The sequence below is a fragment of the Hyphomonas sp. genome, assembly GCF_037969335.1.
Taxonomy (GTDB): Bacteria; Pseudomonadota; Alphaproteobacteria; order Caulobacterales; family Hyphomonadaceae; genus Hyphomonas.
In genome coordinates this window covers 1-24,953 of the sequence record NZ_JBBKXE010000206.1, presented here as the reverse complement: position 1 = coordinate 24,953, position 24,953 = coordinate 1, and the positions used below count along the sequence as shown (strand labels likewise).

25 protein-coding genes are annotated in these 24,953 nt (G+C 62.4%); 12 read left to right on the top strand and 13 right to left on the bottom strand.

Annotated elements, in window-relative coordinates:
- Nucleotides 1–2 precede the first annotated feature (2 nt).
- The gene (locus AADA04_RS15290) at nt 3–1,058 is read right to left on the bottom strand and encodes a methyltransferase domain-containing protein (protein WP_340694146.1); all 1,056 of its coding nucleotides are present in this window, start codon (nt 1,056–1,058) and stop codon (nt 3–5) included.
- 115 nt (nt 1,059–1,173) lie between these two features.
- Here AADA04_RS15290 and AADA04_RS15285 point away from each other — a divergent pair, with 115 nt between their 5' ends.
- Together AADA04_RS15285 and AADA04_RS15280 are read left to right on the top strand one after the other, a co-directional pair.
- Nucleotides 1,174–2,271: a mechanosensitive ion channel family protein gene (locus AADA04_RS15285; RefSeq protein WP_340694145.1), complete on the top strand. Its 1,098-nt coding sequence runs from the start codon at nt 1,174–1,176 to the stop codon at nt 2,269–2,271.
- Nucleotides 2,264–2,635, top strand: coding sequence for a hypothetical protein (locus AADA04_RS15280; protein WP_340694144.1), 372 nt, complete (start codon nt 2,264–2,266; stop codon nt 2,633–2,635). The genes AADA04_RS15285 and AADA04_RS15280 overlap by 8 nt, the downstream gene beginning before the upstream one ends.
- A gap of 5 nt (nt 2,636–2,640) precedes the next feature.
- Here the strand turns inward: AADA04_RS15280 and AADA04_RS15275 are convergent, their stop codons facing one another.
- Nucleotides 2,641–3,057 carry a DUF2147 domain-containing protein gene (locus AADA04_RS15275; protein ID WP_340694143.1) on the bottom strand — a complete coding sequence of 139 codons (417 nt, stop codon included), beginning with the start codon at nt 3,055–3,057 and terminating at the stop codon, nt 2,641–2,643.
- Nucleotides 3,058–3,119: 62 nt separating this feature from the next.
- Here AADA04_RS15275 and AADA04_RS15270 point away from each other — a divergent pair, with 62 nt between their 5' ends.
- The 3 genes from AADA04_RS15270 to AADA04_RS15260 all read left to right on the top strand — a co-directional run bounded on the left by AADA04_RS15270 (nt 3,120) and on the right by AADA04_RS15260 (nt 5,414).
- The gene (locus tag AADA04_RS15270) at nt 3,120–4,022 is read left to right on the top strand and encodes an SDR family oxidoreductase (protein ID WP_340694142.1); all 903 of its coding nucleotides are present in this window, start codon (nt 3,120–3,122) and stop codon (nt 4,020–4,022) included.
- A 75-nt stretch (nt 4,023–4,097) separates the two neighbouring features.
- Nucleotides 4,098–4,475: an MliC family protein gene (locus tag AADA04_RS15265; protein ID WP_340694141.1), complete on the top strand. Its 378-nt coding sequence runs from the start codon at nt 4,098–4,100 to the stop codon at nt 4,473–4,475.
- Between the two features lie 42 nt (nt 4,476–4,517).
- Nucleotides 4,518–5,414 carry a DMT family transporter gene (locus AADA04_RS15260; protein WP_340694140.1) on the top strand — a complete coding sequence of 299 codons (897 nt, stop codon included), beginning with the start codon at nt 4,518–4,520 and terminating at the stop codon, nt 5,412–5,414.
- On the opposite strand, the gene AADA04_RS15255 is transcribed toward AADA04_RS15260, so the two are convergent.
- From AADA04_RS15255 to AADA04_RS15230, 6 genes are all read right to left on the bottom strand, one after another.
- Entirely contained in the window at nt 5,411–6,388 is a 978-nt protein-coding gene (locus AADA04_RS15255; RefSeq protein WP_340694139.1) for an NADPH:quinone oxidoreductase family protein, read from the bottom strand. The genes AADA04_RS15260 and AADA04_RS15255 overlap by 4 nt on opposite strands.
- Nucleotides 6,385–7,419, bottom strand: coding sequence for an alpha/beta hydrolase (locus tag AADA04_RS15250; protein WP_340694138.1), 1,035 nt, complete (start codon nt 7,417–7,419; stop codon nt 6,385–6,387). Before AADA04_RS15250 ends, AADA04_RS15255 begins: the two co-directional genes overlap by 4 nt.
- Nucleotides 7,420–7,488: 69 nt before the next feature.
- Nucleotides 7,489–8,115, bottom strand: a complete 627-nt coding sequence (locus AADA04_RS15245; RefSeq protein ID WP_340694137.1) for a helix-turn-helix domain-containing protein — start codon at nt 8,113–8,115, stop codon at nt 7,489–7,491.
- 205 nt (nt 8,116–8,320) lie between these two features.
- Complete coding sequence (locus AADA04_RS15240) at nt 8,321–9,007, bottom strand: DUF6498-containing protein (RefSeq protein WP_340694136.1); 687 nt, start codon at nt 9,005–9,007, stop codon at nt 8,321–8,323.
- Between the two features lie 41 nt (nt 9,008–9,048).
- The gene (locus AADA04_RS15235) at nt 9,049–9,747 is read right to left on the bottom strand and encodes a M23 family metallopeptidase (RefSeq protein WP_340694135.1); all 699 of its coding nucleotides are present in this window, start codon (nt 9,745–9,747) and stop codon (nt 9,049–9,051) included.
- An 18-nt stretch (nt 9,748–9,765) separates the two neighbouring features.
- The gene (locus AADA04_RS15230; protein WP_340694134.1) at nt 9,766–11,097 is read right to left on the bottom strand and encodes an NAD(P)-binding domain-containing protein; all 1,332 of its coding nucleotides are present in this window, start codon (nt 11,095–11,097) and stop codon (nt 9,766–9,768) included.
- Nucleotides 11,098–11,379: 282 nt separating this feature from the next.
- On the opposite strand from AADA04_RS15230, the gene AADA04_RS15225 reads away from it, so the two are divergent.
- Both AADA04_RS15225 and AADA04_RS15220 read left to right on the top strand, forming a co-directional pair.
- The gene (locus AADA04_RS15225; protein WP_340694133.1) at nt 11,380–11,862 is read left to right on the top strand and encodes a PaaI family thioesterase; all 483 of its coding nucleotides are present in this window, start codon (nt 11,380–11,382) and stop codon (nt 11,860–11,862) included.
- On the top strand, nt 11,859–12,287 hold the full coding sequence (locus AADA04_RS15220) for a PaaI family thioesterase (protein WP_340694132.1): 429 nt from the start codon (nt 11,859–11,861) through the stop codon (nt 12,285–12,287). The genes AADA04_RS15225 and AADA04_RS15220 overlap by 4 nt, the downstream gene beginning before the upstream one ends.
- Before the next feature lie 125 nt (nt 12,288–12,412).
- Here the strand turns inward: AADA04_RS15220 and AADA04_RS15215 are convergent, their stop codons facing one another.
- Nucleotides 12,413–12,967: a hypothetical protein gene (locus AADA04_RS15215; protein WP_340694131.1), complete on the bottom strand. Its 555-nt coding sequence runs from the start codon at nt 12,965–12,967 to the stop codon at nt 12,413–12,415.
- Between the two features lie 484 nt (nt 12,968–13,451).
- Between AADA04_RS15215 and AADA04_RS15210 the strand changes: the two genes are divergently transcribed.
- On the top strand, nt 13,452–14,189 hold the full coding sequence (locus AADA04_RS15210; RefSeq protein WP_340694130.1) for a spermidine synthase: 738 nt from the start codon (nt 13,452–13,454) through the stop codon (nt 14,187–14,189).
- Between the two features lie 51 nt (nt 14,190–14,240).
- A complete protein-coding gene (locus tag AADA04_RS15205) occupies nt 14,241–14,612 on the top strand; it encodes a hypothetical protein (RefSeq protein ID WP_340694129.1) in 372 nt (123 codons plus the stop codon).
- Between the two features lie 63 nt (nt 14,613–14,675).
- Here the strand turns inward: AADA04_RS15205 and AADA04_RS15200 are convergent, their stop codons facing one another.
- A complete protein-coding gene (locus AADA04_RS15200; protein WP_340694128.1) occupies nt 14,676–16,004 on the bottom strand; it encodes a serine hydrolase in 1,329 nt (442 codons plus the stop codon).
- A gap of 45 nt (nt 16,005–16,049) precedes the next feature.
- On the opposite strand from AADA04_RS15200, the gene AADA04_RS15195 reads away from it, so the two are divergent.
- Nucleotides 16,050–16,364: a hypothetical protein gene (locus tag AADA04_RS15195; RefSeq protein WP_340694127.1), complete on the top strand. Its 315-nt coding sequence runs from the start codon at nt 16,050–16,052 to the stop codon at nt 16,362–16,364.
- Between the two features lie 66 nt (nt 16,365–16,430).
- Nucleotides 16,431–18,203, top strand: a complete 1,773-nt coding sequence (locus AADA04_RS15190; RefSeq protein ID WP_340694126.1) for a hypothetical protein — start codon at nt 16,431–16,433, stop codon at nt 18,201–18,203.
- A gap of 8 nt (nt 18,204–18,211) precedes the next feature.
- Here AADA04_RS15190 and AADA04_RS15185 read toward each other — a convergent pair whose 3' ends face one another.
- Nucleotides 18,212–19,054: a DUF3298 domain-containing protein gene (locus AADA04_RS15185; RefSeq protein WP_340694125.1), complete on the bottom strand. Its 843-nt coding sequence runs from the start codon at nt 19,052–19,054 to the stop codon at nt 18,212–18,214.
- A 14-nt stretch (nt 19,055–19,068) separates the two neighbouring features.
- A complete protein-coding gene (gene putA, locus AADA04_RS15180) occupies nt 19,069–22,203 on the bottom strand; it encodes a bifunctional proline dehydrogenase/L-glutamate gamma-semialdehyde dehydrogenase PutA (RefSeq protein WP_340694124.1) in 3,135 nt (1,044 codons plus the stop codon).
- 199 nt (nt 22,204–22,402) lie between these two features.
- Between putA and AADA04_RS15175 the strand changes: the two genes are divergently transcribed.
- Nucleotides 22,403–23,509 (top strand): glycosyltransferase family 1 protein, encoded by a 1,107-nt coding sequence (locus AADA04_RS15175; protein ID WP_340694123.1) that lies wholly within the window; start codon nt 22,403–22,405, stop codon nt 23,507–23,509.
- Nucleotides 23,510–23,573: 64 nt separating this feature from the next.
- On the opposite strand, the gene AADA04_RS15170 is transcribed toward AADA04_RS15175, so the two are convergent.
- A complete protein-coding gene (locus AADA04_RS15170; protein WP_340694122.1) occupies nt 23,574–24,659 on the bottom strand; it encodes a substrate-binding domain-containing protein in 1,086 nt (361 codons plus the stop codon).
- Nucleotides 24,660–24,953: the final 294 nt, after the last annotated feature.

Genomic DNA, 24,953 nt, shown 5'->3' with positions numbered 1-24,953 from the left:
GCTCAGCAGCAACCGCCAACCGGGGCCGCTGCCGACACGTCACCGGCGGCGAACACGTCCGGCGCAGCGCATCCAGGGAACAGGCCGAAATGCCTGTCGCCTGCGCCGATCACTTCGAAATAGGACGCAAACCGCGTGTCCATCAGCATGGCCAGCGTATTGCCGCAGACCGGAAACACCCTGCCCTGCTCGATATGATGTTCGGCGTCGAGGATGAAGACCTCTTCCATGCCTTCCACACCGCCGCGATAGATCACGGCCTGGCCATAATCCTCGCAGGCAGGCTCCAGTCCTTCCAGCTTGAACAGGCGCGCCGTCACCGAGGCAAACCGGATCGACCCGAGTTTCGCCTTCAGTGCCGGATCGAGGATTGCCAGCGAGCGATGACTGACGACGCGCGGATCAGCAAAGCCGGCCGCCTGCGCCACCGCCTGATAGTCGCCCCAGTAAAGCGCGCCCGACAGGCATTCGCCGTAGAGGACCGGATCTTTCACGAGGTCGGCCGGTATCCGGCAGTCGGCATAGACGTCCGAGAAATACAGCTCGCCGCCCGGCTTCAACAGCCGGTGCGCGGCGCAGAACACGGCGGGCTTGTCGGTGCAGAGATTGATTACGCAGTTTGAAATGATCAGGTCGAAACTGCCCGGCGCAAGGTCCAACGCGTCCAACGATTCCAGTTCGCCCTTCAGGAAGGTCGTGTTCGGCCGGTCATAGCCAAATGCCTCGGCATGCCAGGGCTCATGTTCACGCGCCACGGCCAGCTGCTCGTCGGTCATGTCGACGCCCGTCACATGGCCCTCTGGGCCGACAAGGCTCGCCAACGCATAGACGTCGCGCCCGGCGCCGCAGCCGAGATCGAGCACCCGCAGGCCACCAAGCTCCGCCGGAATGGCCAGACCGCACCCGTAATAACGCGCCGCGACCACGTCATGCACCCGGGCCAGCGCCGTGCGCACATGCAGGGGCGGCGCCGCATCCGTCGTACACGCATCGGTGCGCAGGTCTGACGTGGATTTCAGGATATCCCCGTAATATTCCCGGACGACCTGCTTGTTCATGCGCTTGCTCCCGATGGCTGACGGGGCCCGACTGCCGCAATTGACGGGTTTCTTCCAGTCACCAATGCGTGAAAGGTGAGTTGAAGCCCGCAACGGCCCATGACAAGAGTGCAACATGATGCCTGAATTCGACATGACTGGCTGGCCCGCCTGGGCGCAGGCCGCTGAGCCCCAGGTCCTGAAATGGTCGCTGGTCCTGGCCGCGACAATCGCCATCTGGATCGCGGCCATTCTGGTCAAGCGCCTGATCGTGCTCATTGGCAAGATGGTCACGCCGAAGGACCAGGACTTTGAAGGCTCCAGCTGGGACCTCGGCGCCTCGGTTACCCGCATGTTTGCGCTGATCCTTATGTCGCCCTTGCCCCTCGGCCTTGCAGGCTATGACTGGCGCGTGCTGGTGGAAGATCGCGGTCCCGGCGCGGTTGCTGCCGTGGCAATCATTCTCGTCGCCATCCTGTTTGCAAACTGGGTGGCCCGGTCGATGCGCAATTTCGGCGGCAAGGCACACCGCCGCACCGGCGCAGATGACACATTGTTCGCGTTCGCCGGATCGCTGGTCAAATACCTGATCTTCGCCATAGCCATCGTCACGGCGCTGACCCAACTCGGCTTCCCGACGACCTCGCTTGCCGCTGTGCTTGGCGCGCTCGGCCTGGCTATCGGCCTTGGCCTGCAGGACACGATGAAATCGGTCGCCGCCGGGGTCATGCTGGCGATCCTGCGCCCGTTCCGTATCGGCGACTATGTCAGCCTGGCCGGTCTCGAAGGCGAGGTCACCGACATCTCCCCCTTCACCACCTCGCTCAAACAGGTCGACAACAAGATCGTCATCGTCACCAATGACAAGGTCTGGAGCGATGCGCTGGTCAACCACACGCGCCAGACGCGCCGCAAGTTCGACCTCTATTTCGACATTTCCTATGACGACAATATGGACCATGCGCTGAAAGTCCTGCTGGATACGGCCAATGACCATCCGCGCGTGTTGTCAAAAGCAGAAACATGGGTCGGCGTGCATGCGCTGGCCGACTGGAGCGTCAAGCTGCGCCTGCGCGCCTGGGTGGCGACACCCGAATTCGTGCAGGTCCGCGCCGACCTCACCAAGGCCGTCAAGGAAGCCTTCGACCGTGAAGGCATCTCCATCCCGTATCCGCACCAGGTCAATGTCGCCTACAAGGGCAATACGGCAGTGAACAAACCGGAACATGAGTGAGAGCGAACCACCCGTCGTAGAGCCGCTTGCGCCGCTGCCCGGACCGGCGCCCAAGGCCAAGGCCAAGGCCGAAAAGCCGCCGCCCCGTTCGGTGCTGCTGCGCCTGTTCGGCATCGGCCCATGGGGCGTCGTCAAGCTGCTTGGCCTGTGCATCCTTGTCGGCTTCGTCGTGCTCGCCGCGAACTTCAACCCGGCCTCACCGGACGTGAACATACCTGAAGCCATCGCCTCGATCGCCAGCCAGACTCTGGCTGCAGCCGGCTGGGCCATCCGCAATTTCTGGAAGCCTGCGCTCGCCGGCGCCGGCATCGTCTTGCCGATCTGGATTCTCTGGCGGCTGGTCAGCCTGCCGTTCCGGAAGTAGCGCGCCTAGCCGACCGGATTCCAGTTCTGCGTCTTGCACAGCATGGCGATACAGCCCTTCACTTCCAGCACGCCGTCATCCTTGAGCTTCATCTTGGAGCTGTAGGTCTTGCCCTCTTTCGGATTGTAGATCGTGCCGCCGGTCCAGCCCTTGGCCGTCTGCCGGAAGCCTTCCAGCATGGTCAGGCCGAGGATTTTCTTGCCGTCCGCATCTGTCGCCGTTTCGGGCGTCTTGCCATCGGTCACGCTGGCCGGATCGATCCAGACAATCGTGCCGCACGGCGTGCCGTCGCCGCAATCCGCAATCTCGACATGCGAGTTCTCTTCCTCGGTCGCGAACGTGCCGAACACATCGAGCGGATCGGCCGTCGCGCTTCCTGCCCCGAGGGCAAGCGCGACAATGGCAAAAAGGACAGGTTTCATGGGATGTCTCCGGCTTCAAGCGAGCTATACTCGATACCAGAAAACACACAGGGAGAATACCGATGGACACGTCAAAACTGATGTTTCGCGATGGCCTGATGAAGGATGAACGCATCCTCGTCACTGGCGGCGGCACCGGCCTCGGCAAGGAAATGGCCGAAGGCTTCCTGAAGCTCGGCGCCGAAGTCCACATTTGCGGCCGGCGCGGCGGCGTCTGCGAAGAAACGGCAAAGGAATTGATGGAAAAGCATGGCGGCAAGGTCGTGCCCCATGCCTGCGATATCCGTGTCGCCGAAGCCATCACCGACATGAATGACGAGATCTGGGCCAAGCACGGCCCCCTCACCGGCCTCGTCAACAATGCCGCCGGCAATTTCATCTCGCGCACCGAAGACCTCTCGATCCGTGGCTTTGACGCCATCGCCAATATCGTCTTTCGCGGCACGTTCTACATGACGCACGATATAGGCACCCGCTGGATCAAGGGCGGCACACGCGGCAATGTCATCTCCATCCTGACCACATGGGTGTGGAATGGCGGCCCCTTCGTCGTGCCGTCGGCCATGTCCAAGGCTGCCGTCAACACGATGACGCAAAGCCTCGCCGTCGAATGGGCCCGCTATGGCCTGCGCTTCAACGCCATTGCGCCCGGCCCCTTCCCCACTGAAGGCATGTCGAAACGCCTCGCCCCCGATGCGGACGGCGCCAAGCGCATGGACTCAGGCACCGCCAACCCGATGGGCCGCGTCGGCGAGATGCACGAACTGGTCAACCTCGCCGTCCTGCTGATGGGTCCGGGCGCGGAATATATCAACGGCCAGACCATCGCCATTGACGGCGCCATGTACAACGCATCCGGCGGCAACTTCTCCCAGCTCGCCGCCTGGGGTGACGACCAGTGGCAGGCCGCCAAGGACGCCATCACCGCCACCAATAATGCCGACAAGGCCCAGCGCACGGTCTAGGCGACCGCGATCCGGGCGGAACGTTTCCGGGTCTCATTGCTTGTTCCAGCAATGAGACCTCCCGGAGACACCGCCATGACATACATCCGCCCCTTCGCCCTCCTCGCGCTTGCCGCGTCTGCAGCCGCCTGTGCGGTCACACCGCCGGCGACCAGCCAGCAGGGCGACCTGCGCATGGCCAATGACCCGGCCTATGCCGCGCCCTACAGCGCCAACGTGATCTCGCCCTATTATGAATGCGGCGCGCTCCAGCTCGAAGCCAGCGTTGTAGGCACGACCGCCACGGTCATGTTCAACGGCGAAGTGCACCAGCTGCAACAGGTCGAAGCCGACAAGGGCATGCGCTACCAGTCCGGCATCGGCCCGACGCGGGTCGTGTTCTGGGACCAGGGCCGCTACGCCGTGCTGCAACAGGGAACGACCACCTTCCCGCAATGCACACGGGTGCGCTAAGCCGCCTTTGACAAACCCATCCGGCTGCTGTCCAAGCGCCCGATGGAACTCTGGATACCCATCACGATTGCAGCCGCCTTCCTGCAGAACCTGCGCTCGGTACTGCAGAAACGGCTGAAGGCCACGCTCAGCACTTGGGGCGCGACGGCCGCGCGCTTCGTGTTTGCTGCACCTCTGGCCTGCCTTCTGCTGGCCGTCCTGCTCGTCAGCACCGGTCGCAGCGCGCCGCCGCTCAACCTGACTTTCATCACCAGCGCGATTCTCGGCGGCCTCGCGCAGATCCTGGCGACCGGCCTGCTGATCCACCTGTTCTCCTACAAGAATTTCACCGTCGCCACGGCCTTCACCAAGACAGAGCCGGTCCAGACGGCCCTGTTCGGCATTGTCCTGCTGGGCGACAAGCTCTCCCTGCCGGTGGCCCTCGCCATCCTGGTCAGCCTTGTCGGCGTGATCCTCATCTCGATTCCGGCAGACCCGGCTGCGCGCCGCAGCTTCCTTGATCGCAAGGCCCTGCTGGGCATCCTGTCGGGCGGCCTGTTCGGACTGTCCGCCGTCGCCTATCGCGGCGCGTCCCTGTCACTGGTCGAGGGTGACGTCTTCCTGCGCGCGGCCACGACGCTCGCCTTCGTCACGGCGTTCCAGGCGCTCGCCGTACTGGCCTTCCTGCAGTTAAGGGAACCGGGCGAAGCCGGGCGCCTGCTGCGCAGCTGGCGCAGCGCCGCCTGGGTCGGCCTTGTCGGCATGCTGGGCTCGCTCGCCTGGTTTACCGCCTTCACCCTGCAGAACGCCGCCCATGTCCGCGCCCTCGGCCAGATCGAGGTCGTGTTCATGATCGCCGCATCAATCCTGTTCTTCAAGGAACGCGTCACCGCCCGCGAGATCATCGGCGTACTGCTCGTCTCAGTCGGTATTCTCGGATTGGTGCTCTACGCAGGCTAGGGCGTCACAACGACCTTGCCGACCACCTTCCGGTTCCACAGCATGGCGAACGCATCCATCGCCTGTTCCAGCGGAACTTCGGCATGCACACGCGGATGGACCTTGCCCTCGCGCGCCCAGTTCCAGATCGTCTCGACATTCTCGCGGCCCTTGTCCGGAAACTGGCGGCCATATTCGCCCGCGCGTACGCCGACTACGGAGAAGCCCTTGATCAGGGGCATGTTGGTCGAAACGGTCGCGATACGGCCCGACGTGAACCCGATCACCAGCAGCCGCCCGTCAAAGGCAATGCAACGCACGCTCTCATCGAACACGTCGCCGCCGACCGGATCGAAAATGACGTCCGCCCCGCGTCCCTTGGTCAGCGTCTTCACCTTGTCGCGAAAACCCTGCTCCACATTAATCGCATAGTCCGCGCCATGCGCGATGACCTTGTCGAGCTTGTCGTCCGATGCCCCCGTCGCGATCACCGTCGCGCCCAGCAGCTTGCCGACATCCACCGCCGCCAGTCCCACGCCGCCGCTCGCGCCATGCACCAGCAGCGTCTCGCCCGGCTGCAAATTGGCCCGGCGCACCAGCGCGACATAGGCCGTAAGATAGGCCGCCGAATAGGAGGCGGCCTCGGCAAAGCTCATCGCAGGCGGCTTCTTCTGGAGCGAGGACACCGGCACGACGATATATTCGGCAAATGCACCAGCCCGCACACCGCCCGCCACATCCGTGCCTTCGCGCAACGGACCCGTCACGCCTTCACCCAGCGTGTCGATGATCCCGGAAAAATCCATGCCCGGCGTGAAGGGCGGTTCCAGTTTCAGCTGGTACTTGCCTTGCGTCAGCAACAGGTCCGGAAAATTGACGCTCGCCGCCTTGACCCGCACCAGCACTTCGCCGGGGCCGGGCTTGGGCTTCGGCACGTCACGAATTTCGGCACCGGAAAAATCATCCGCTATCGTATGGCAGACAAGCGCCCTCACAGCCGGCCATACATGTCGCGCACCATGCCCGCGATCTGGAGACAGGCCCGGCGCGAGCCCGGCGAAAAGTCGGTAAAGGCGGTGAAGGCATGGGACAGGTTGTCATAACGATTGTGCTTCACATACACGCCGTCACGTCCCAGCCGCAGCGCATAATCATCACCCTCATCGACCAGCGGATCGTGTCCCGCCGTGATCACGATCGCTGGCGGCAGGCCGGACAGGTCGCCGCTCTGGCCCGGCGACAGCAACGGGTCGCTCCGGTCATGCCCTTCTGGCAGGTACTGGTCCATGAACCAGTTCATCGTGTCGGTCGACAGCGCGAACGTGTCGCCAAAGGCCGTGCGCGACGGGAATTCCTCGACCAGGTCCACCGCCGGATAGATCAGCAGCTGCAGCGCCGGGATCGGCTTGTCCTCGCGTTTCATCTCCTGCGAGACGATGGCCGCGAAATTGCCGCCCATACTGTCGCCGCCAACGGCAGCCACGCCGGCCGGCGCGCCATACTTGCTGGCATTGCGCAGCGCCCATTCATAAGCGGCCATCGCATCGTCAATCCCGGCCGGGAACTTGTGCGGCGGCGCCAGGCGATAGTCGACCGACAGGACCGGGCATTTGGCAACCGTCGCGATCATAGAACAAAACGCATTGCATGTATCGAGATCGCCGATCACACCGCCGCCCATATGGTAATACACCATCATCGGGTGTGACGTGTCCTGCTCATCGGGCAGGTAGATCCGCACAGGGATTTCATTCTTGTCGGGGCCCGGGATCGTGGAGTCTTCAATGATCACGCCCGGCTCCGGCGCGGCGGCCATCATGGCAAGCTGTTCGCGTGTTGCCGCCTGCACCACGTCAGCCGGCAGCGATGAAAGCGGCGGTGCATTGCGGCCATTCCAGGCCACCATCTGCAATTGCGGCTCCAGCACCCGGCCGTTGATCTCGAGCGGTTTGCCGCCCGCCATCCGTACGAGCAATCCGCCCGGCAATTTGAATATCAGTTTCGTGATCGTCTGCTGTAGACTCATGGCCCGGCTCCCAAACTGCCCTTTGCAGGACAGTTTAGCCCCCTTCCCCGAGGTCCGCCAAGCGCTTCCTCAAACAGGCTTGCCCGCGATCTCCCGCACGCCTGCCAATAGCAGGGCCGCAGCGAACTTGGTTGCCACGTCGGCATTCACTGGTCGGCGCTGCAGCATCTGGTCGCCCATTTCCCGCGCGATGCCGATCGCCGCCGCTGTCAGGTAGTCGATATCGATCACCGGCGCCCCGTCCGCCGACAGGACGTGGTCGAGGTCAGACCGGATCTCGGCAGCCACGGCCAGCATTTCCGGCGTATCCACGCGCACGCCGATCAGCGCGAGGTGCGGCGCTCCGCCCTTGATCGCCTCGGCATTCTCGGCCGCAATGAAGCTGAAATAGGCGTGAAAGGCCTGGTGGATATAGTCTTCGAACGTGGTCGCCCGCGCCCGTACATCGCTGAGGCGCGTGCGGAAGCGATAGGTGGAGTCCTCGGCAATCGCCTGGAACACCTCCTCCTTCGACTTGAAGTAATTGTAGAATGTTCCTGCGGCCAGCTCCGTCTCGCGAATGATGTCCCGAACGGTCGTGGCTTCAAAGCCGGTCCGCGCAAAGACGCGCCGGCCCGCTTCGAGAATCGCGCGGCGGTTGGCCGCCTTGGACTTTGCGCGTTTGCCGGAGGCAAGTGTGTCAGTTGCAGAAGGCATCGAGATTCCTTGATTGGGCCGGCTCGAAACGGCCGAAGTGTGCGATCATGCGCCAGACCGTCACCATGCGTCAACTTTTTACAACATATGGGCGAGTGCCGCCGATCCTGCGGAATCGCGTCGATCACCGGCGATGCAGCCCAAAAAATGTTACCGCTCGACAAAGCGCCTCGACCGAACCGGACGGCGACAGCCGACGCGATGGTCATCTCACCTGTTCGAATGCAGCCAGTGTCGCGCCCAGCCCGCCATCAAGCTTCGTGCGCCGCAGCACCGACAGGACAATGCCGAAAACCACCCGGATCACGATCAGGACCAGCACACCCAGCAAGGGCTGGCCTGTCGCCACGGAGAAGAACGCGCCGAGGATGATGGCCACGTGCAGCGTGACGATCCGGCCATAGGGCGCAAACATCTCAGCCGCCAGGTTGGCCCGCCTGAACTCGCTTTTGCCGATATAGTCGACGAGGAAGAACACGGCATTGGTGAAGATGATGACGCCCAGGAACAGGGCCATCCCCTCGCCCGAGCCAACCGCCCAGCGCACCAGGTCCATCAGGCCGTCGCTCATGCCGCCACCGCCCGCGAATGCTTTCAGGAACACGCCGTGCCCGTAGCAGAACATGCCATAGTGCAGGGTAAAGAACGGGATCAGGAAAAGCGCCGCGCCAAGCTTCAGGATATCGCCTGTCGCCGCGCCAGCCAGCCGCAATATCGTATAGGCGCCGATCACCAGGTTCTCGAGCCAGTAAAGGGCCACCAGCGGCGTCGGACCCCAGTGAAACAGGATGATCGCGATGATCGGCAACAGGTCTGTCACAAGGCTGAGCCAGGCCAGTGGGTCGCGATAGGTTCGCGCCAGCAGGGATGGGTCGAAAAAGCAGCCGCTCATGCGGCCTTGCCGGTCCGTTGCATTGTCCCCCACTCCCTCGCCTAAGACCCCGCGAATGTCAGTTCATAGGCCGGAAAGCTGAACGGGTCACGCACCTGCAATCCCTTGGAGCCTCTGGGATTGTGATAATTCCCGGTCAGGATCTCATAGTGGAGGTGGATCGCGGTCGCATTGCCCGAACTGCCCATCACGCCGACCGGCTGGCCAAATCCGATTTCCCGTCCGACGGCCACGTTCGGCTCGAAATGGGCAAGGTGGGCATAGCGCGTATAGACGCCCTTGCCATGGTCGATCAGAACCTGCCAGCCATAGCCGGTCGAATGGCGGGCCTCGATGATCCGCCCCGGCGCGGCGGCATAGACCGGCCCGGACGGGCGACGCGTCAGGTCGACGCCCTCATGAATCCGTCCGCCACGAAAGCCGAAACCCGATGACAGGCAGGCATCATTGGTCGGCACCGTCACCAGCACCACACCATTCACATCGATCACCGGCTTGAAATCCTGCACCCAGCCGCCCGGATAGAAGGGCGGCGAATTGCTCACCGTCATGCCGCTGCAGACCTGCAAATATTCATTGGGCTGGTACGGGCCCTGCACCGGATTATGCGGATCGCCCGGCGGGCCATAGTCCACCACGACCCGGGGCGCTGCCGGTATCGGCGGCGGCGAGGACGCACAGGCGGCAGCTGCCAGAAGCAGCAGTATGGCTGGGATCAGGCGGAACATAGCCCAGACCATACCATGCTTGTCTTAATATCAGGCAACCACACCTGCGCGTTTTGCGCCCCGCTTTAACTCTTTCAGCAGGTCAGCGACATAGACACCGAAGTCGACCTGCATGCGGTGGCGCGGGCTGTCATAGAAATGGCCGAGGTGATCCTGCTCGTCCGCCATGGTGATCCGGTCCATTTCGGCGGCGTCCGGGAAGGCGTATTCCCCGTTCAATGCCGCCGCGACCAGCTTCGACTGCTGCTCGGCAAAATTAACCAGTGTCGGCAACGGCTGGGCCAGTCCCAGGAAGAACATGTTTTCGAAGCCGGGCTTCACCATGCGCTTGTACAGCGGGAACGTGTTCTCCTGCGGCATCAGTTCCTTCTGCTTCAGGAACGGGAAGGTCACGTTATATCCGGTCGCCCAGACAATCGCATCCACCTTCTCGCGGCTGCCATCGCTGAACACGACACTGTCGCCGTCCAGCCGCTCGATTCCGCCCTTTGGCACGATGTCACCGCAACCGACCCGCGTCAGGAACTCGCCCGACACTGACGGGTGGCCGTCCAGCGGCTCATGGTCGGGCTTGGGCAGGCCGTAATCCTCCATCATGCCGATCGTCTTCTTGATCTTGGCCCGGGCCAGCTTGCGGCCCAGCTTGGCGGGCAACCAGGGCGGCAGGGCCGCCTTGTCCGCTGGCGATCCGTCCATGTATTTCGGCAGCACCCACACGCCGCGCCGCATTGAGATGAACAGCCTGTGCGCGATCGGCCGCTGCGATAGTTCCGACGAGATATCCATCGCCGAATTGCCCGCGCCGACAATCATCACGTTCTTGCCGCGAAAGTCATACGGCTCGAACGGGTCGCGATAATGGTGGGAGTGCACCTGGTAACCATCGAAATGCCCGGGATAGGTCGGCATCCGCGCATCCCAGTGGTGGCCGTTTGCCACCGCGACAGCATCATATTCGCGGCTCTCTCCGGTCGACAGCGTCACCTTCCAGCGCCCGTCCGGCAGGCGCGCAACATCCGTCACCGCCGTGTTGAACGTGATCGTCTCGCGCAGGCCAAAATGGTCCACATAATCATGGAAGTATTGCAGCAGCTGGGCATGGTGCGGGAAATCCGGCCAGGCGTCCGGCACGGGATAGTCTTCAAAGGCGAGGCGCCATTTCGACGTGTCGATGTGCAGGCTCTGGTAACAGGATGAGGTGCCATTCGGGTTCTTGTAGTACCAGTTGCCGCCAATATTGTCCGACATCTCGAAACAGTCATAGGGCAGGCCCTTGTCCTTCAGGCGCTTGGCCATGGTGAAGCCCGAACATCCTGCCCCGATGATGCACGTTTTCGGTGCGCTGCTACCATCAAATGCCATTTGCAGTGTCCTCCCTTGCGTGAAGTGTTCCCACGCTCCTGACCAGATGTTATCCGGGGCAGATGGAACGTCAAATGAAGAGGCCTGCACATGAGCGATGACGCGACGTCAGTAACGCAAAGGGGCCGATTGCCGCTCCGTCTGGTGCCGGAAAACCTCGACATGATCTCCGGTGTCATACCCCGAAGCCGTGCTGGCCGCCTTCCTCGATAATCCCTGCGGCACGGCGGCCGGTTCAGCCATGGACCGGTCCCGCGTCAAATCCGAAAGCATAGTTCAACAATGCCTGCCGACCCTTCAGATCTCGAACAACGCCTGATTCTCATGCGGGAAAACATGAAGATGATGACCAAGGCCGTGCCATGGGCGCGCGAACTCGGCTTCGAAGTCACCCGCATCGAGAAAGCGCGCGTCTGGGGCCTCCAGCCCTGGGATGACACGCTGGTTGGCGACCCGGACACCGGCGTCATCCATGGCGGCGTCATCACCACGCTGCTCGACAATCTGTGCGGCATGTCCTGCGGTGCGGCCCTGCCGGACTTCCGCTTTGTGGCCACGCTCGACCTGCGCATCGATTACATGCGCCCCGCCGACAAGGGCCGCGACATTATCGGCGAGGCCGAATGCTACCACATGACGCGCACGGTGTGTTTCACCCGCGCCTGGGCCTATCACGACACGCGCGACCGGATCATCGCGACGGCCGCAGCCGCCTTCGCCATCAACCAGCCGCGCCCGACCGACCAGCTGGAGTCGCTCGCATGACACCCTATGAAGCCAATCCCCGCGCCGCCGAGGTAGAAGCCTTCCTCGAACGCACGCCCTTCGCGCAGAAACTCGGCATGCGCTGCGACATCCGCGGCGACGAAATGACGGCGGTCCTGCCCTTCTCCAAGAAGCTGATCGGCAATTTCACCATCAAGGCGCTGCATGGCGGGGCGATATCATCCTTCCTCGAACTGACGGCCATGGCGCAGGTCTTTCTCGTGACAGACCTCGCCCGTCCGCCCCGGCCCATCAACATCACCATCGACTACCTGCGCCAGGGCCATGCGAAAGACCTTTATGCCCGCGCCTATATCACCAAGATGGGCCGCCGCATGGCCTCTGTCCGCGCCGAAGCCTGGCAGGAAGAAAAGGCCAAACCCGTCACCGCCCTGATGGCCCATTTCATGGTCGGCGAGGGCTGACTCGGCGCAGGACCGATTAAGACAATCGATCAACCCAGGCCAAACAGCCGGATTTGGCCCTGATCCGGGGCAGAAAATTCAAGGCTTCAAGTCTGTCGTTTGGGTTCAGGCGCCACCAGCCGGTATCAGGCGAGCAACGACAGGGCCAAAAACACCGCGAGCCCGACACCAGATGTGATCAGGACTTTTCGGCGATACGATTGCGCCAGAAGACCGACAGCCAGCCCGCCTAGCACGACACCCAACAACGCCAGGGCAACTAGCATCTGGTATAGCTTGAAAAGCTTCGGGCCATGCCCCTTGTGAAGCTCCATCATCGCGTATTGGAGGCTTGGTTTGTTGACGGTGGCTTGGAGGCCCTGACCAGACTGCGAAAATTCAATATATGTTCTGGACGTTGGGCGTGTTTCCGCCTGTTGGCCCTTCGCTTTTACGTACTCGAATTTATGATCGACGCCAGCCGATTCCAGTAACGCTCGTATATCCGACTCCAGTGTGTCGCTTTGAAAATTCAAAGCTGAATCCGCCGGGAGCGCGAGTGGTTCACTTTGGACACTGCCTTTGTTTCCCAGAAGATAAAGCCCGCCCGACAGGGCGACCAATAGAAAGGCGGGCGCCATGAATGCGGCAAAATACATATGGACGAGGACGAGTGTTCTTCTGACTTTTGGATTGATCACGTGAGTACCTTTTTTTCAATTGAGAGGAGCCGCTTCGTCCCCCCACCGGGATGGATACGGTTTCGCCAGATTTCTCGATCACCCGGCCTGATCGGACATGACCTTTTCTTCGGCCTGGGCCGGACGTGCCAGCATGACCAAGGCGGCGGGAACCTTGGTCGCGGCGATCATGGTGAAAGCGATACCGAAGTCTTGCGCACTTCATCCTCCTGATTGGCTTGTAGGGATCGCTCAGTTGACAGGGTGGTAGCCCATCCCGGACGACGCCAACAATATGTATTACCCCCTAAAAAATATAGGAAATGCAGATCGTCTGGTGGGGTTGGGCGAATGCGAACCATTCTCCGTCGTGCGCAATTCGCTCCGCCTAATGTCTGCTTTCGGGATCAAACAAATATCGCACGCGACCGCTTGGCCAACCACCCGCCTATGCCCCGCCGCCCGAACCCGCTAGGGAGACGCCACACTGCAAGGACGTCGTCCCATGAGCCGCCTGTTTGAAGAACTCGACTATCGCGACACGCCGATTGGGCCGATCAGCCTGCGGCGGCGGTTCCACCCCCTGCTGAAAGTGGACGTCTTCGAGATCATCCTCGGCGACGAGCACCTGATGTCGAACATCTTCACTGTGTCGGAAATTGCCCTCGCTCGCCTCGGCCTCGACAAGCTCGCCAGCCTCAGCCCGGACGCGGATGAAAAATGGGATGTCGTCGTCGGCGGCCTGGGCCTCGGTTACACGGCGGGCGCGGCACTGGAATATCCGCGCGTCGCCTCGCTGCGCGTTGTCGAGATGCTGGACGCGGTGGCCGACTGGCACGATGCCAGGCTTGTGCCGCTTGATCCCCCGCTCAGCGCCGATGATCGCTGCCAGATCGTGCGCGGTGATTTCTTCGCGCTCGCCCAGTCAGACACCGGCTTCGACGCCGCCCAACCCGGCCGCCAGTTCCACGCCATCCTGATCGACATTGATCACACGCCGGACTGGCTGCTCGACGCGCGCAGCGGCCACTTCTACAGCGAGGCAGGCCTGCAAAAGCTGCTGACTCACCTGAAGCCGGGCGGCCTCATGGGGCTGTGGTCCGATGTTGCGCCGGACGAGGCCTTCGTCCAGCGCCTGTCAGGCGTGTTTGCCGAGGCCTGGGGCGAACCGGTCACTTTCTACAATCCGTTGCAGGACAAGCACCACACCCAGACCGTCTATCTCGGCCTCAAGCACGCCTGACCTCGTCCGGCTTATCCACCCCCCATCGCACCCGGTATATACTGCCCCGCGATGCCAGCCTTCAGCCTCCTCTCGCCCCTGCCCGGCCTGCCCTGGTACCTGCTGCCCATCTGGCCGCTGGTCTTCTGGCGCATCCAGCGGCTCAAGAAATGGTTCCGCGCAGCCGGCGGCCCCGGCAGCCAGATGCTCTGGGGCGTGATGTGGAATGGCCGCGTCGTGGTGATCCAGCTGTCGGATGATTTATCCGGGCATCGTTCGGGCATTTTCCGTGCACCTGTATCGGATCGTTTAAGGCTTGCACTGACAGACACCCCACTCCCGCGTCCCCGGCGCACGCCGGGGCCTCAGGCCATCCTGCCCGGACGTGCCGCAAGAGATCCCGGCATGCGCCGGGAATACGGATTCAATTTACCCGACACCTGACCCATACCTCACCCCCGGCACACCCAAACCACCCCCAAAGCGCCCCCTCGGGCGCCGCGCGCGCTACTCCACCGGCGCCGCCGCCAGGTCCGGAAAGGCCCGCGCAATTTCCTGGTTCCACTCATACAGGTCTGACCAGTTCTCGTCCGTGTTCTCCATCAGGCCGAGATGCACGATCACGAGGTCACGGCTTGGCACGACCCAGATCGTCTGGCCTTCATGGCCGCCAGCATGGAAGGCATCCCAGGGCGGCGTCGTGGCATTCTGCGCATGGGTCAGCGGCGCGCCATAAGCGGTAATCCACCAGCCCGCGCCATAGACATTGCTATTGTCCGCCGGGGTTTTCGTCCGTGCGAAATCCACCCAGCCCTCCGGCAACAGGCGTTCGCCATCCCACACGCCATCTCTCAAATAGAGATAGCCAAACTTCGCAAAATCCCGCGGGCTCGCCCAGACCAGAGAGCCGCCGAGATACGTCCCCGCCGCGTCGAATTCCACGAGGGTATCCATGCCCGTCGCAACGAACAGGTTCTTGATGAGATCATCGCCCCGCAAGTCGCTTCCAATAACCTTGGCGCGCTTTAGCAGGTCCTTGCACGCTTGCGGCAAGTTGGCATCGCCCAAGACCCGGAGACGCTCACAGGTTTGAATCGCCTCGCGATCACTGTCGTTCAGGGTAACAACCAATTTTTGTTCATCACGCAATTTGTCGTAGCTGGGCTCCAGTCCCTGAATCGCACGCCCAATCAGATGAAACGTCGCCGTCGAATAATTCCAGTGCGTGCCGGGCTCATGGATCAGCGGCAAATCGCTCTTCACATAGGCCAGCACATCGAACCGCCCCTTGCCGAACATCATCTGGATAACGTCATTATCCGCCATGCTCGTCGCGCCGATCTCGGTATAATCGAGCCCGTCCGTCATGGTCAGCCACTGGCGCCAGGTAATCTCCGCCCGCGGATCGCCCGCATCGAACGGCGTCGGCATCGCGGCGTCGATATCGTCAATCAGGCCAAGTGCCTCCGCCCGCCCGACCAGCGCCGAGGTCACCGATTTCGCCATGCTCCACGAGATCTGCTTCGTCTCCGGCCCGAACCCGTCGCGATAGGCCTCAGCCACCAGCTTGCCCTTGTGGATGATGACGACCGCCCTTGTCTCGCCCATCAGCTCATTCTTCTGGCTGGCAATCGCCTTGTCGATCAGGGGCGTCACAATGGCCGCCACGCCCGGGTCCATCTCCCCGGTCTCCCAGCCATTCGCCGGCCAGGCCAGTTCCGCTGGCTGCTGCGGCAGCGGCACGAGTTCCTGCGCGGCGGCGGGCAGCGCGGCAATGAATACAAGGCCGAGAAGGCTCATCCTGAGCGCTGCGAAATTCAAGAAATGGTTGCCCACGACAATGCTTCTCCCCTAACCTTTGGTCCAGCTTAGGGGCATCGCATGAAAGTCGTCAAAGTCCTTCTCATCACGCTCGGAGTGATGCTCGTCCTTATCGGCATCGGCTGGCAGGTCTGGCTGAAGGACCAGGTCGCCTTTGCCCGGGTCGCAACCGCCTATGGCGCCAAGCAGGTCTGCTCCTGCCTGCATGTCGCCGAACGCCCGATGGACAGTTGCATGGGTGACTTCACCACCGATATCAGCGCCGTCAGCATCACCGATGATGACACCGTTACCCGCGCCAGCGTCCTCGGCGGCCTTGTCCAAGCCAAGGCCCGCTTCGAGCCCGGCCTCGGCTGCACGCTGGTGAAACCTTAAAAATCGGATTTAGGCCTTGCTTAAAGGGTTTGTAGCAGCGTGCTGTGAACCACGAGAGAGCGCCTGATGCCTGCAATCCCGGACTCCGGAGATCTGACCGCGACGCCCTATTGGCGCGTCTTCCTGCTCTTCCTTGTGACGGGCATTGGCGTCCTGCTGCTCGACGGTCCGCCCGGCGCCAGCTTCGCCGCCGATGTCGACGACATCGCCCGCAAGCTGCAAATCGCCGACCTCCTGCGGGACGGCCAGTGGCATGACCTCTCCTGGCCTGTCCTCGCCATGCCCGACGCCTATGTCACGCCATGGTCCCGGCTGGTGGATGCGCCCTATGTGATGGTGACCTGGCTGCTAAGCCTGTTCATGGAACCCGACGCGGCATTCGCAGCCGCGCGCCTCGTGGTGCCCCCGCTCTGGTTTGTCGCCTATGCCGCCTTGGCAGCGCGCGTGATCCAGCACATTTCGGGGCCCCATTTGCGCGCGCTGCCGATTATCGCTGCGGCAGTCGCCTCGCTGCTCGCCCTGCCGGAATTCTATCCCGGGCGCATCGACCATCACAATGTCCAGCTCGTCCTGATGCTCGCGCTCTGCCTCGGGCTCGTGTCCCCGCACGGGTACGCCGGCGTGCTGATCGGACTGGCCAGTTTCCTGTCCGTCGCCGTGGGACTGGAATGCGCGCCCTTTGTCGCTTTGGCGCTCGTCGGTCTCGGCCTTGCGGCCGTCTGGACACGCGATGCCGCCCTTGCCCGGCGACTCTCCCAGGCGGGCCTGACACTTTTTATCGTCACCCTGCCGGGAAGCCTCCTTCTGATCGGCTCCGGCGCCATGTCACGGGTCCGGTGCGATGCGCTGTCGGCGCCCTGGATTGCCGCCCTCTGCCTCGGTGGACTGGTCCTCGCGGCGGCCCCGCGCCTCTGGCGACATGAGCGCTTCGCCGGGCCGGTCTCACGCCTGCTCAGCCTCGCCGTCCCGGGCGCGGTCCTGCTGGCCGGATTGTGGCTGGCATTCCCGGACTGCCATGCCGGTCCCCTGTGGATGATCGACCCCATCGCGAACGCATACTGGTTCGCCCGCATCCCGCAGGAACACGGTCTCATCGAGGGCTATGCCAAAGGAGCGCCGCTGGCCATTCCGGTCGTCATGGGCGGACTGATGGCCGTACTCATCGCAGCCTGGTACTGGGCCCGGCCTCGCACGGCGGGTGCCCTGGTCATTCTCCTGATGGCAACGGCCGCGCTGGTCCTGACCATTCTCCAGACCCGCAATTTCAGGTTTCCGGCGGTCTTTATTCCCCTGTTCGTTTCCGCTGTCCTGATGGCGCTTCCGACAATCAGTTCATGGATGAAGCGGCTCGCGCCACTCGCGGTGCCCGTCATTCTCGGGTTGGCCTTGGTCGGACTGGTCAACCGCACAGAGCTCGCGGTCGACCCGATCCTGATAATGGATGGCGATGCCTGCAAGAACACCGATTTTTCGGCGCTCGACAATGCCCCGCCCGGCATCGTCATGGCGCCCTCAGGCCTGTCATTCACGCTGGCGGAGCATATCGAGTCCACGCACAGCCTGCACCAGCTCGCGTCGCTGCCATTCCACCGTGCCGCGCCCAGCATCAGCCGGGTCGCGAAGACCTTCATCATGAGCGACAGCACCGCACGCCGCGAAGCACTCGCACCGTTCACCTATGTCGCTGTCTGCACAACCAACGTCACGTTCGATGGCTCTGTCGCACCGCTCTATGTAGCGCTCAGCGCGGGTGAAGACTGGCCCGGCCTGGTCGATGTGGAAACGGACAGGACGTCACGCTTCCGGCTGTTGCGCATCGATCATGAGGCGCTTCGCTAGGTGGGGACTTATTCTTCGGTGACCGGCCCGCCTGCGAACAGTCCTGCGTATTCAGGCTTCAGGAAATCCCGGAAGACCGATTGCGGCACCACAGCCTTGTAGGCGCCTTCGGCATAGGAAGCGATTTCATAGGGCGCAAAGTGCACGACAAAACCGCCGAACTTGCCAGCCTCCATCGACGCGACCAGGCCAAGCTCGCCGCTCAGGATGCTGTCGGCAGATATGGCGTCAGCCGTTTCTCCTCGGAACGTTTCAGCGGATGCCCCGCCGCCGACTTTCTCTGTCCGCTGCTGCGCGATGTCGGACAGAACGAAGGGCAGGCTTTCGGCCATGGCGCCCGCCGGATCCGTCAGCAGGTCGCTCAGGGACACTTGCTTCCCGCTCTGGAGATTGTAGATGCGCGCATCGGTTCCGTAGTTTCCGTGCGCGCCGCCGGAATAGGCCGCCGTGAATCCTTCAAGGCTGATCAGGTCGCCTGCTGCCGCTTCCAATGTCCACTGGATCGACAGGCTGTAGGGATTGAAATATTCTGGATCCGCTTCCTTGTAGGCCAGCGCATCGGCGTCCATGGCCTCCAACCGGCCCCGCGCATCCTCGACCAGCGTGGCGGCAATGTCCGGTGCAATATCGAACAGGGCATCATCAAAACTGGCTGAACCGACGAAATAATCCTTGGTCACCTCCAGATGCCGCGGCACGTCCGCAATCGCCTCGGGAGCGACCACCAGCTCAGCCTCCCCAACCGCAAGGTCGCCACCCTGAGTGACCTCGGTGTCCGGCGCATCGGGCGTTTTCCCGCAGGAGGCAATCAAAAGCACTCCCAGCGCAGCGCAACAGGCATGTCTGAACATCGGATCGTCTCCCTTTACAGGCTCAGCAGTTCGGCATCGCCGCCCTGCGCCGTGATATTGACTGTTACCACGCGCTCATTGGCAAAACGATGGAGATAATGTGGCCCGCCCGCCTTCGGCCCGGTGCCCGACAGGCCTTCCCCGCCAAATGGCTGCACACCGACAACGGCCCCGGTCATCGAGCGGTTCACATAGGTATTTCCAACAGGGCAGACCGACTCCACAGTCGCATGGAAGCGCTCCAGCCGCGAATGCACGCCCAGGGTCAGGCCGTAGCCTTTCGCTTTCAGCGCGGCACCGACCTTCTTCACATTGTCAGGATCATACCGAAGTATGTGCAGGATCGGCCCGAAATTCTCTTCCTGAATCTGGTCCATCGATGACAGTTCGACCAAAGCCGGTCCGAAGCCGAACCCCTCCTGGCCAATCTTCCCGGCGTCGACCTGGTGCAGGACTTTTGCCTCCTTGCGCATCTTGTCGAGGTGCGCTTCGAGCAATTTGCGCGAATCGGTGTCAATCACCGGCCCCATATCGGTATCGGCCTCGGCCGGATCGCCAAGCTTCAGCTCGTTCATCGCCCCAATCAGCCCCTCGATCAGGCTCTTGGAGGTCGACTTCGGAATGAAGGCAATCCGCAGGGCCGAGCAGCGCTGGCCCGCAGAGCCAAAGGCCGACACAATCATGTCATCGATGACCTGTTCCCTCAGCGCAGTCGTATCGACGAACAGGCCGTTCAGGCCGCCCGTCTCGGCGATCAGCGGAATGATCGCGCCATCACGTCCGGCAATTGCCCGGTTGATCAGGCGCGCCGTCGACGTGCCGCCCGTGAAGCAGACACCCGAGACACGCAGGTCAGCCGTCAGTGCCGCGCCAACTGTCTCACCCTTGCCCGGCAAGAGGTGAAGCGCATCGACCGGCAGGCCGGCCTTCTGGAACAGGCGAACCGCCTCGAAGGCGACCAACGGCGTCTGCTCGGCAGGCTTGGCCACGACCGTGTTGCCGGCCGCGAGCGCCGCAGCGATCTGGCCTGTGAAAATGGCGAGCGGGAAATTCCAGGGGCTGATGCAGCAGAACACGCCGCGCCCATGCAGTGAGAGGTGATTGGTCTCGCCCGTCGGCCCCGGCAGGCGCACCGCGCCCTCAAACTCATGCTCGGCCTGCGCTGCGTAATAGCGGCAGAAATCGACCGCCTCGCGCACTTCGGCCACGCCATCAAGCAGCGTCTTGCCGGCTTCGCGCGCCATGAGCGCAATCAGGCGGGGGGCATTGTCTTCCATCACATCCGCCATGGCACGCAGGTGCTCCGCGCGCTTCGATCCGCCGAGGGCATCCCATGCGGGCTGGAATTTCACGGCAGCGCCCAGCGCCTTGTCGATGGCGTCGGCACTCGCTTCCTTGCAGGTGCCCAGGACATGATCCGTGTCGAACGGCACACGGATCATGTCGCCGCCACCGGTATCGGGTTTTCCCGAAACGATCGCGCCTGCCGCAATGGCCGGACTGTCGCGGAAGGATTTCAGCGCGGTGGCCATCGCCTGGCGCACCGCTTTCTGGCTGAGATCGAGGCCGGTTGAATTGCGCCGCTCCGGTCCGTAAAGGCGCGGCGGCGTCGGAATGCCCGGATGCCTGCGCGGGCCGATCTCGACCCGTGTGATCGGATCGTCGACGACGTCTTCGACCGGCACGTCCGGATCGAGGAAGGAATGCACGAAGCTCGCATTGGCGCCGTTTTCGAGCAGGCGGCGAACGAGATAGGGCAGCAGGTCCTTGTGCGCGCCGACCGGTGCATAGACGCGCACACGGCGCCCGGCTTCGGCGGCATCATACAGCGCTTCGCCCATGCCATGCAGGCGCTGGAATTCGTAATTGGTAACGCCCGCCGTCTCAGCCAGCAGGTCGACCGCCGCCAGCGTATGGGCATTATGTGTCGCAAACTGCGGATAGAGCTTCGGCGATGCCTCGAGCATCATTTTTGCGCAGGCGAGGAAGTGAAGGTCGGTGCCGGGCTTGGTCGTGAAGACGGGAAAGTTTGGATAGCCCTCGACCTGGGCATGCTTGATTTCGCTGTCCCAATACGCGCCCTTGACGAGACGGACCATGAAACGCTGCCCGGTGGCTTCAGCAAGGCGCGTCAGGTTCTCGATCACGGACATCGTGCGTTTCTGGTAGGCCTGGATGGCAAGGCCGAGACCCGTCCACTCCTTGAGCGACGGTTCGTGGGCAAGACGGTCGAACATTTTGAGGCTGAGCACCAGCCGGTCAGCTTCCTCCGCATCGAGGCAAAGGTGAATGTTCGCCTCTGCCGCCTTTTCGCACAGGTCCAGCAGGCGCGGATAAAGCTCCGCCATCACACGGGCTTCGTTGACAGCCTCGAAGCGCGGATGCAGGGCGGACAGCTTGACCGAAACGCCGCTCGCCTTTTCCGGCGCCGTGCCGACATCCTTTACGGCGGCGACCGCGTCGATTGCGAGTTCATAGGCTTTCAGGTAGCGCGCTGCATCTTCAGCCGTGCGCGCACCCTCCCCCAGCATGTCGAAACTGAAATGGGCGGCTTCGCCCGACTTCACCATGCGCTTGCCGCGCTTCAGGGCTTCCTTGACGGTCCGGCCAAGGACGAATTGTTCACCCATGATGCGCATGGCCTGCATCATGGCCGCACGGATCACCGGTTCGCCGCTTTCGCGGATCAGGCCGGAGACAAATGCTCCCGGGCCTTTCTCGAGCGATTTCGGCACGCCGATCACCCGGCCCGTCAACATCAGGCCCCAGGTCGATGCGTTGACCAGCCAGCTTTCGGACTGGCCGAGATGCGAGGCCCAGTCGCCCGAGCGGATTTTCTCGGCGATCAGGTCATCACGCGTCTCGGCGTCCGGCACCCTGAGCAAGGCCTCGGCAAGGCACATCAGCGCCAGGCCTTCGGAGTTTGACAGGCCGAACTCCTCCAGGAAACTCTCCATCATGCCCTTCTTGCCGCCCCGGCTGCGGGCAATCTCGACAAGCTCGCGCCCGTGGCGTACCGCAGCCTGGCGTGCGCCGTCATCAAGCGGTGTGTCTTTCAGCAACCCTTCGAGAAGGGCCTCCTCGTCATCGAATTTATGGACGTCGAGATCATCCCAATCGAGGGAGGCAGTGGGCAGCGAATCAGGCATATGGGATTCCGGGGGGCAAAAGTTTCAAGGGTATCCGCAAGACAGAGCAAAAGCCTGCCGGGTATTTAATGTTTACGGGCACAGTCATATCGGCACATAGAGACAAACGCGAGCAACATTGCAGTTGTTCCGCCTCTTTACGCATAGGACCAACCCCGCCACATTACCGCCGACCGTCCGGCGGCCTCAAGGAGACCCGATGCGCATTCTGCTGATTACCGACGCCTGGGACCCTCAGGTCAACGGCGTCGTCCGCACGATGAAGCGGGTGATCGCCGAATCCGAAGCGATGGGCCATATCTGGGAAATCGTGCACCCGGGTGACGGCTTTCGCACTGTCCCCCTGCCGACCTATCCCGAGATCAAGCTGGCCCTGTTTGCCCGCAAGAAAATCGAGGAACGCTTTCACGAATTCGAACCAGATGCGATCCATATTGCCACCGAGGGCACGCTTGGCATGGCCGGTCGCACGATGTGCCTGATCGTCAAGCACCCCTTCTCGACCGCCTACCATACCCGCTTTCCGGAATACGTGTCGGCGCGCCTGCCCGTTCCGATATCCTGGGGCTATTCGTTTGTGCATTGGTTCCACAAATATTCCGGCAAGGTGATGGTCCCGACGCCCTCGATGGTCGAGGAACTACGGGCCCGCAAGTTCATCAATCTGGTCGCATGGACGCGCGGCGTCGATACTGAAATGTTCGATCCGTCCAAACGCATTGCAGAAGGCGCCGAGACGGACCCCTTCAAGGGATTGCCGCGACCTATCTTCCTGAATGTCGGGCGTGTCGCCGTGGAAAAGAATATTGAAGCCTTTGCCGAACTCGACCTGCCGGGCTCCAAAGTCATTGTCGGCGATGGGCCGCAACTGGAAGAACTGAAGCGCAACTATCCGAACGTGACCTTCCTGGGCGGCAAATTCGGCGAAGAGCTTGCGGCCATCTATGCCAGCGCGGATGTGTTCGTCTTCCCGAGCCTCACAGATACGTTCGGCCTCGTCGTGCTGGAAGCCATGGCATCCGGCATCCCCGTCGCGGCCTTCGACGCAACCGGTCCGCGCGACGTGATTCCCGGCTCCAATGCAGGCACGATAACGCCTGTCGGGGGCGACCTCGCCCAAGGCGCGCGGGACTGCCTGACGCTCAGCCGCGAAACCTGCCGCACCTATGCCGAGACCTATAGCTGGAAATCCTGCGCTGAAGCTTTCATCGAGAACCTCCAGCCCCTGCCCGCCCCGGCGCGCCGCCGGTTCTGGCAGAAAATTCGCCTGCGCCGCCGCAAGAAGCCGCCGATCGAAGGGCTCTAGACACAAAAAAGACCGGCTGCCTGAAAAGCAGCCGGTCAGATTTTAAAGCGTTGGGCGCGTTGGCCTATTCGGCTGCTTCAGCCTTGAGAACTTCGACAATCACACGCTGGGCTGCGCGGTCGGCGTCGCTGAGCGGAATCAGGCCTTTCTCGACGAGGTATCCATCCGGGCCGAACGCGTTGTCCGACGTGAAGGCTTCGACATAGTCGATCAGCCCGGGCACCAGGTTCAGATTCTGGTCCTTCACATAGATGAACATCACGCGCGACAGGCCGTATTCACCTGAATTGATATTCTCGAAAGTGGCCGGCACGCCCGAGAGATCTGCCCCTTTGACCCGGTCGCCATTCTGTTCGAGGAATGAATATCCGAGCACGCCGATAGCCGCTGGCGTCTTGACCAGCGACTGGATGATCGCCGTGTCATTCTCACCGAAATCGATCCAGGCGCCGTCTGTGCGGATCGTGTGGGCGCGGCTTTTGAAAGCATCGCCATCGCTCGCCTTCAGCGCGGCCAGTGCGGGCAATGCCTCGGCGCCATGCTCCATGCCGAGTTCGACGAACGCGTCGCGCGTGCCGGATGTTGGCGGCGGACCGAACACCATGATCGGCTCGTCCGGCAGGCTGGGGCTTACATCGTGCCAGGATTTGTAGGGATTGGCCTGGAAGCCACCCGCGCCGTCCGGCACATCCTGCGCCAGCGCCAGGTAGAGCTCCGTTTTCGAGATATCGAAATCCGGGCCTTCCTTGGAGTTCGCCACGACGATGCCGTCATAGCCGATCTCGACCGGGGTGATTTCGGTCACGCCATTTCCGGCACAGAGAGCGGTTTCGCTGGCCTTGATCGGACGCGAGGCGTTCGAGACCGACGGCTGGTCTGGGCCAACGCCCTGGCAAAAGGCCTTGAAGCCGCCACCGGTGCCCGTGGTTTCGACAATCGGGGTCGGAAAGCCGGAGGTCGCACCAAACCGTTCGGCCACCGTGGTGGCGAATGGCGACACTGTCGACGACCCGACAATCTTGATCTTCTGGGTCGAACCGGACATTTCCGGCCTGTCGGGCGCGGCATCCGATGCCTCAAGCGTGGACAGGTCTGTCTTGCCGCAGGCGACCAGCGCCAGCGCCATCAGACTGATTGTTCCGAAAGTCATGCCAGATTTCATGAGATTTGCTCCTGCAGAATCATTCCCGGGATCGGGTTTCGAGGGCCGGAATACCCTGCGGGCATGACAATCATGTCGAAGTTAAATGACGTTTCTGTGACATCCGTTCGGGGGGACTCATTTTTTCACTTGCACTCCCGCTCATGTTCGCATATCTCACGCTCCGAATACGGATGTGGCGGACATCTGGGCCAACCCTTAAACTGGGGGCCCCCTGCACTAACGCCCGAAGCTGGTTAAAAGCCCTTTGGAGGTTAGGTGTCATGCACTCCTATGCTACCC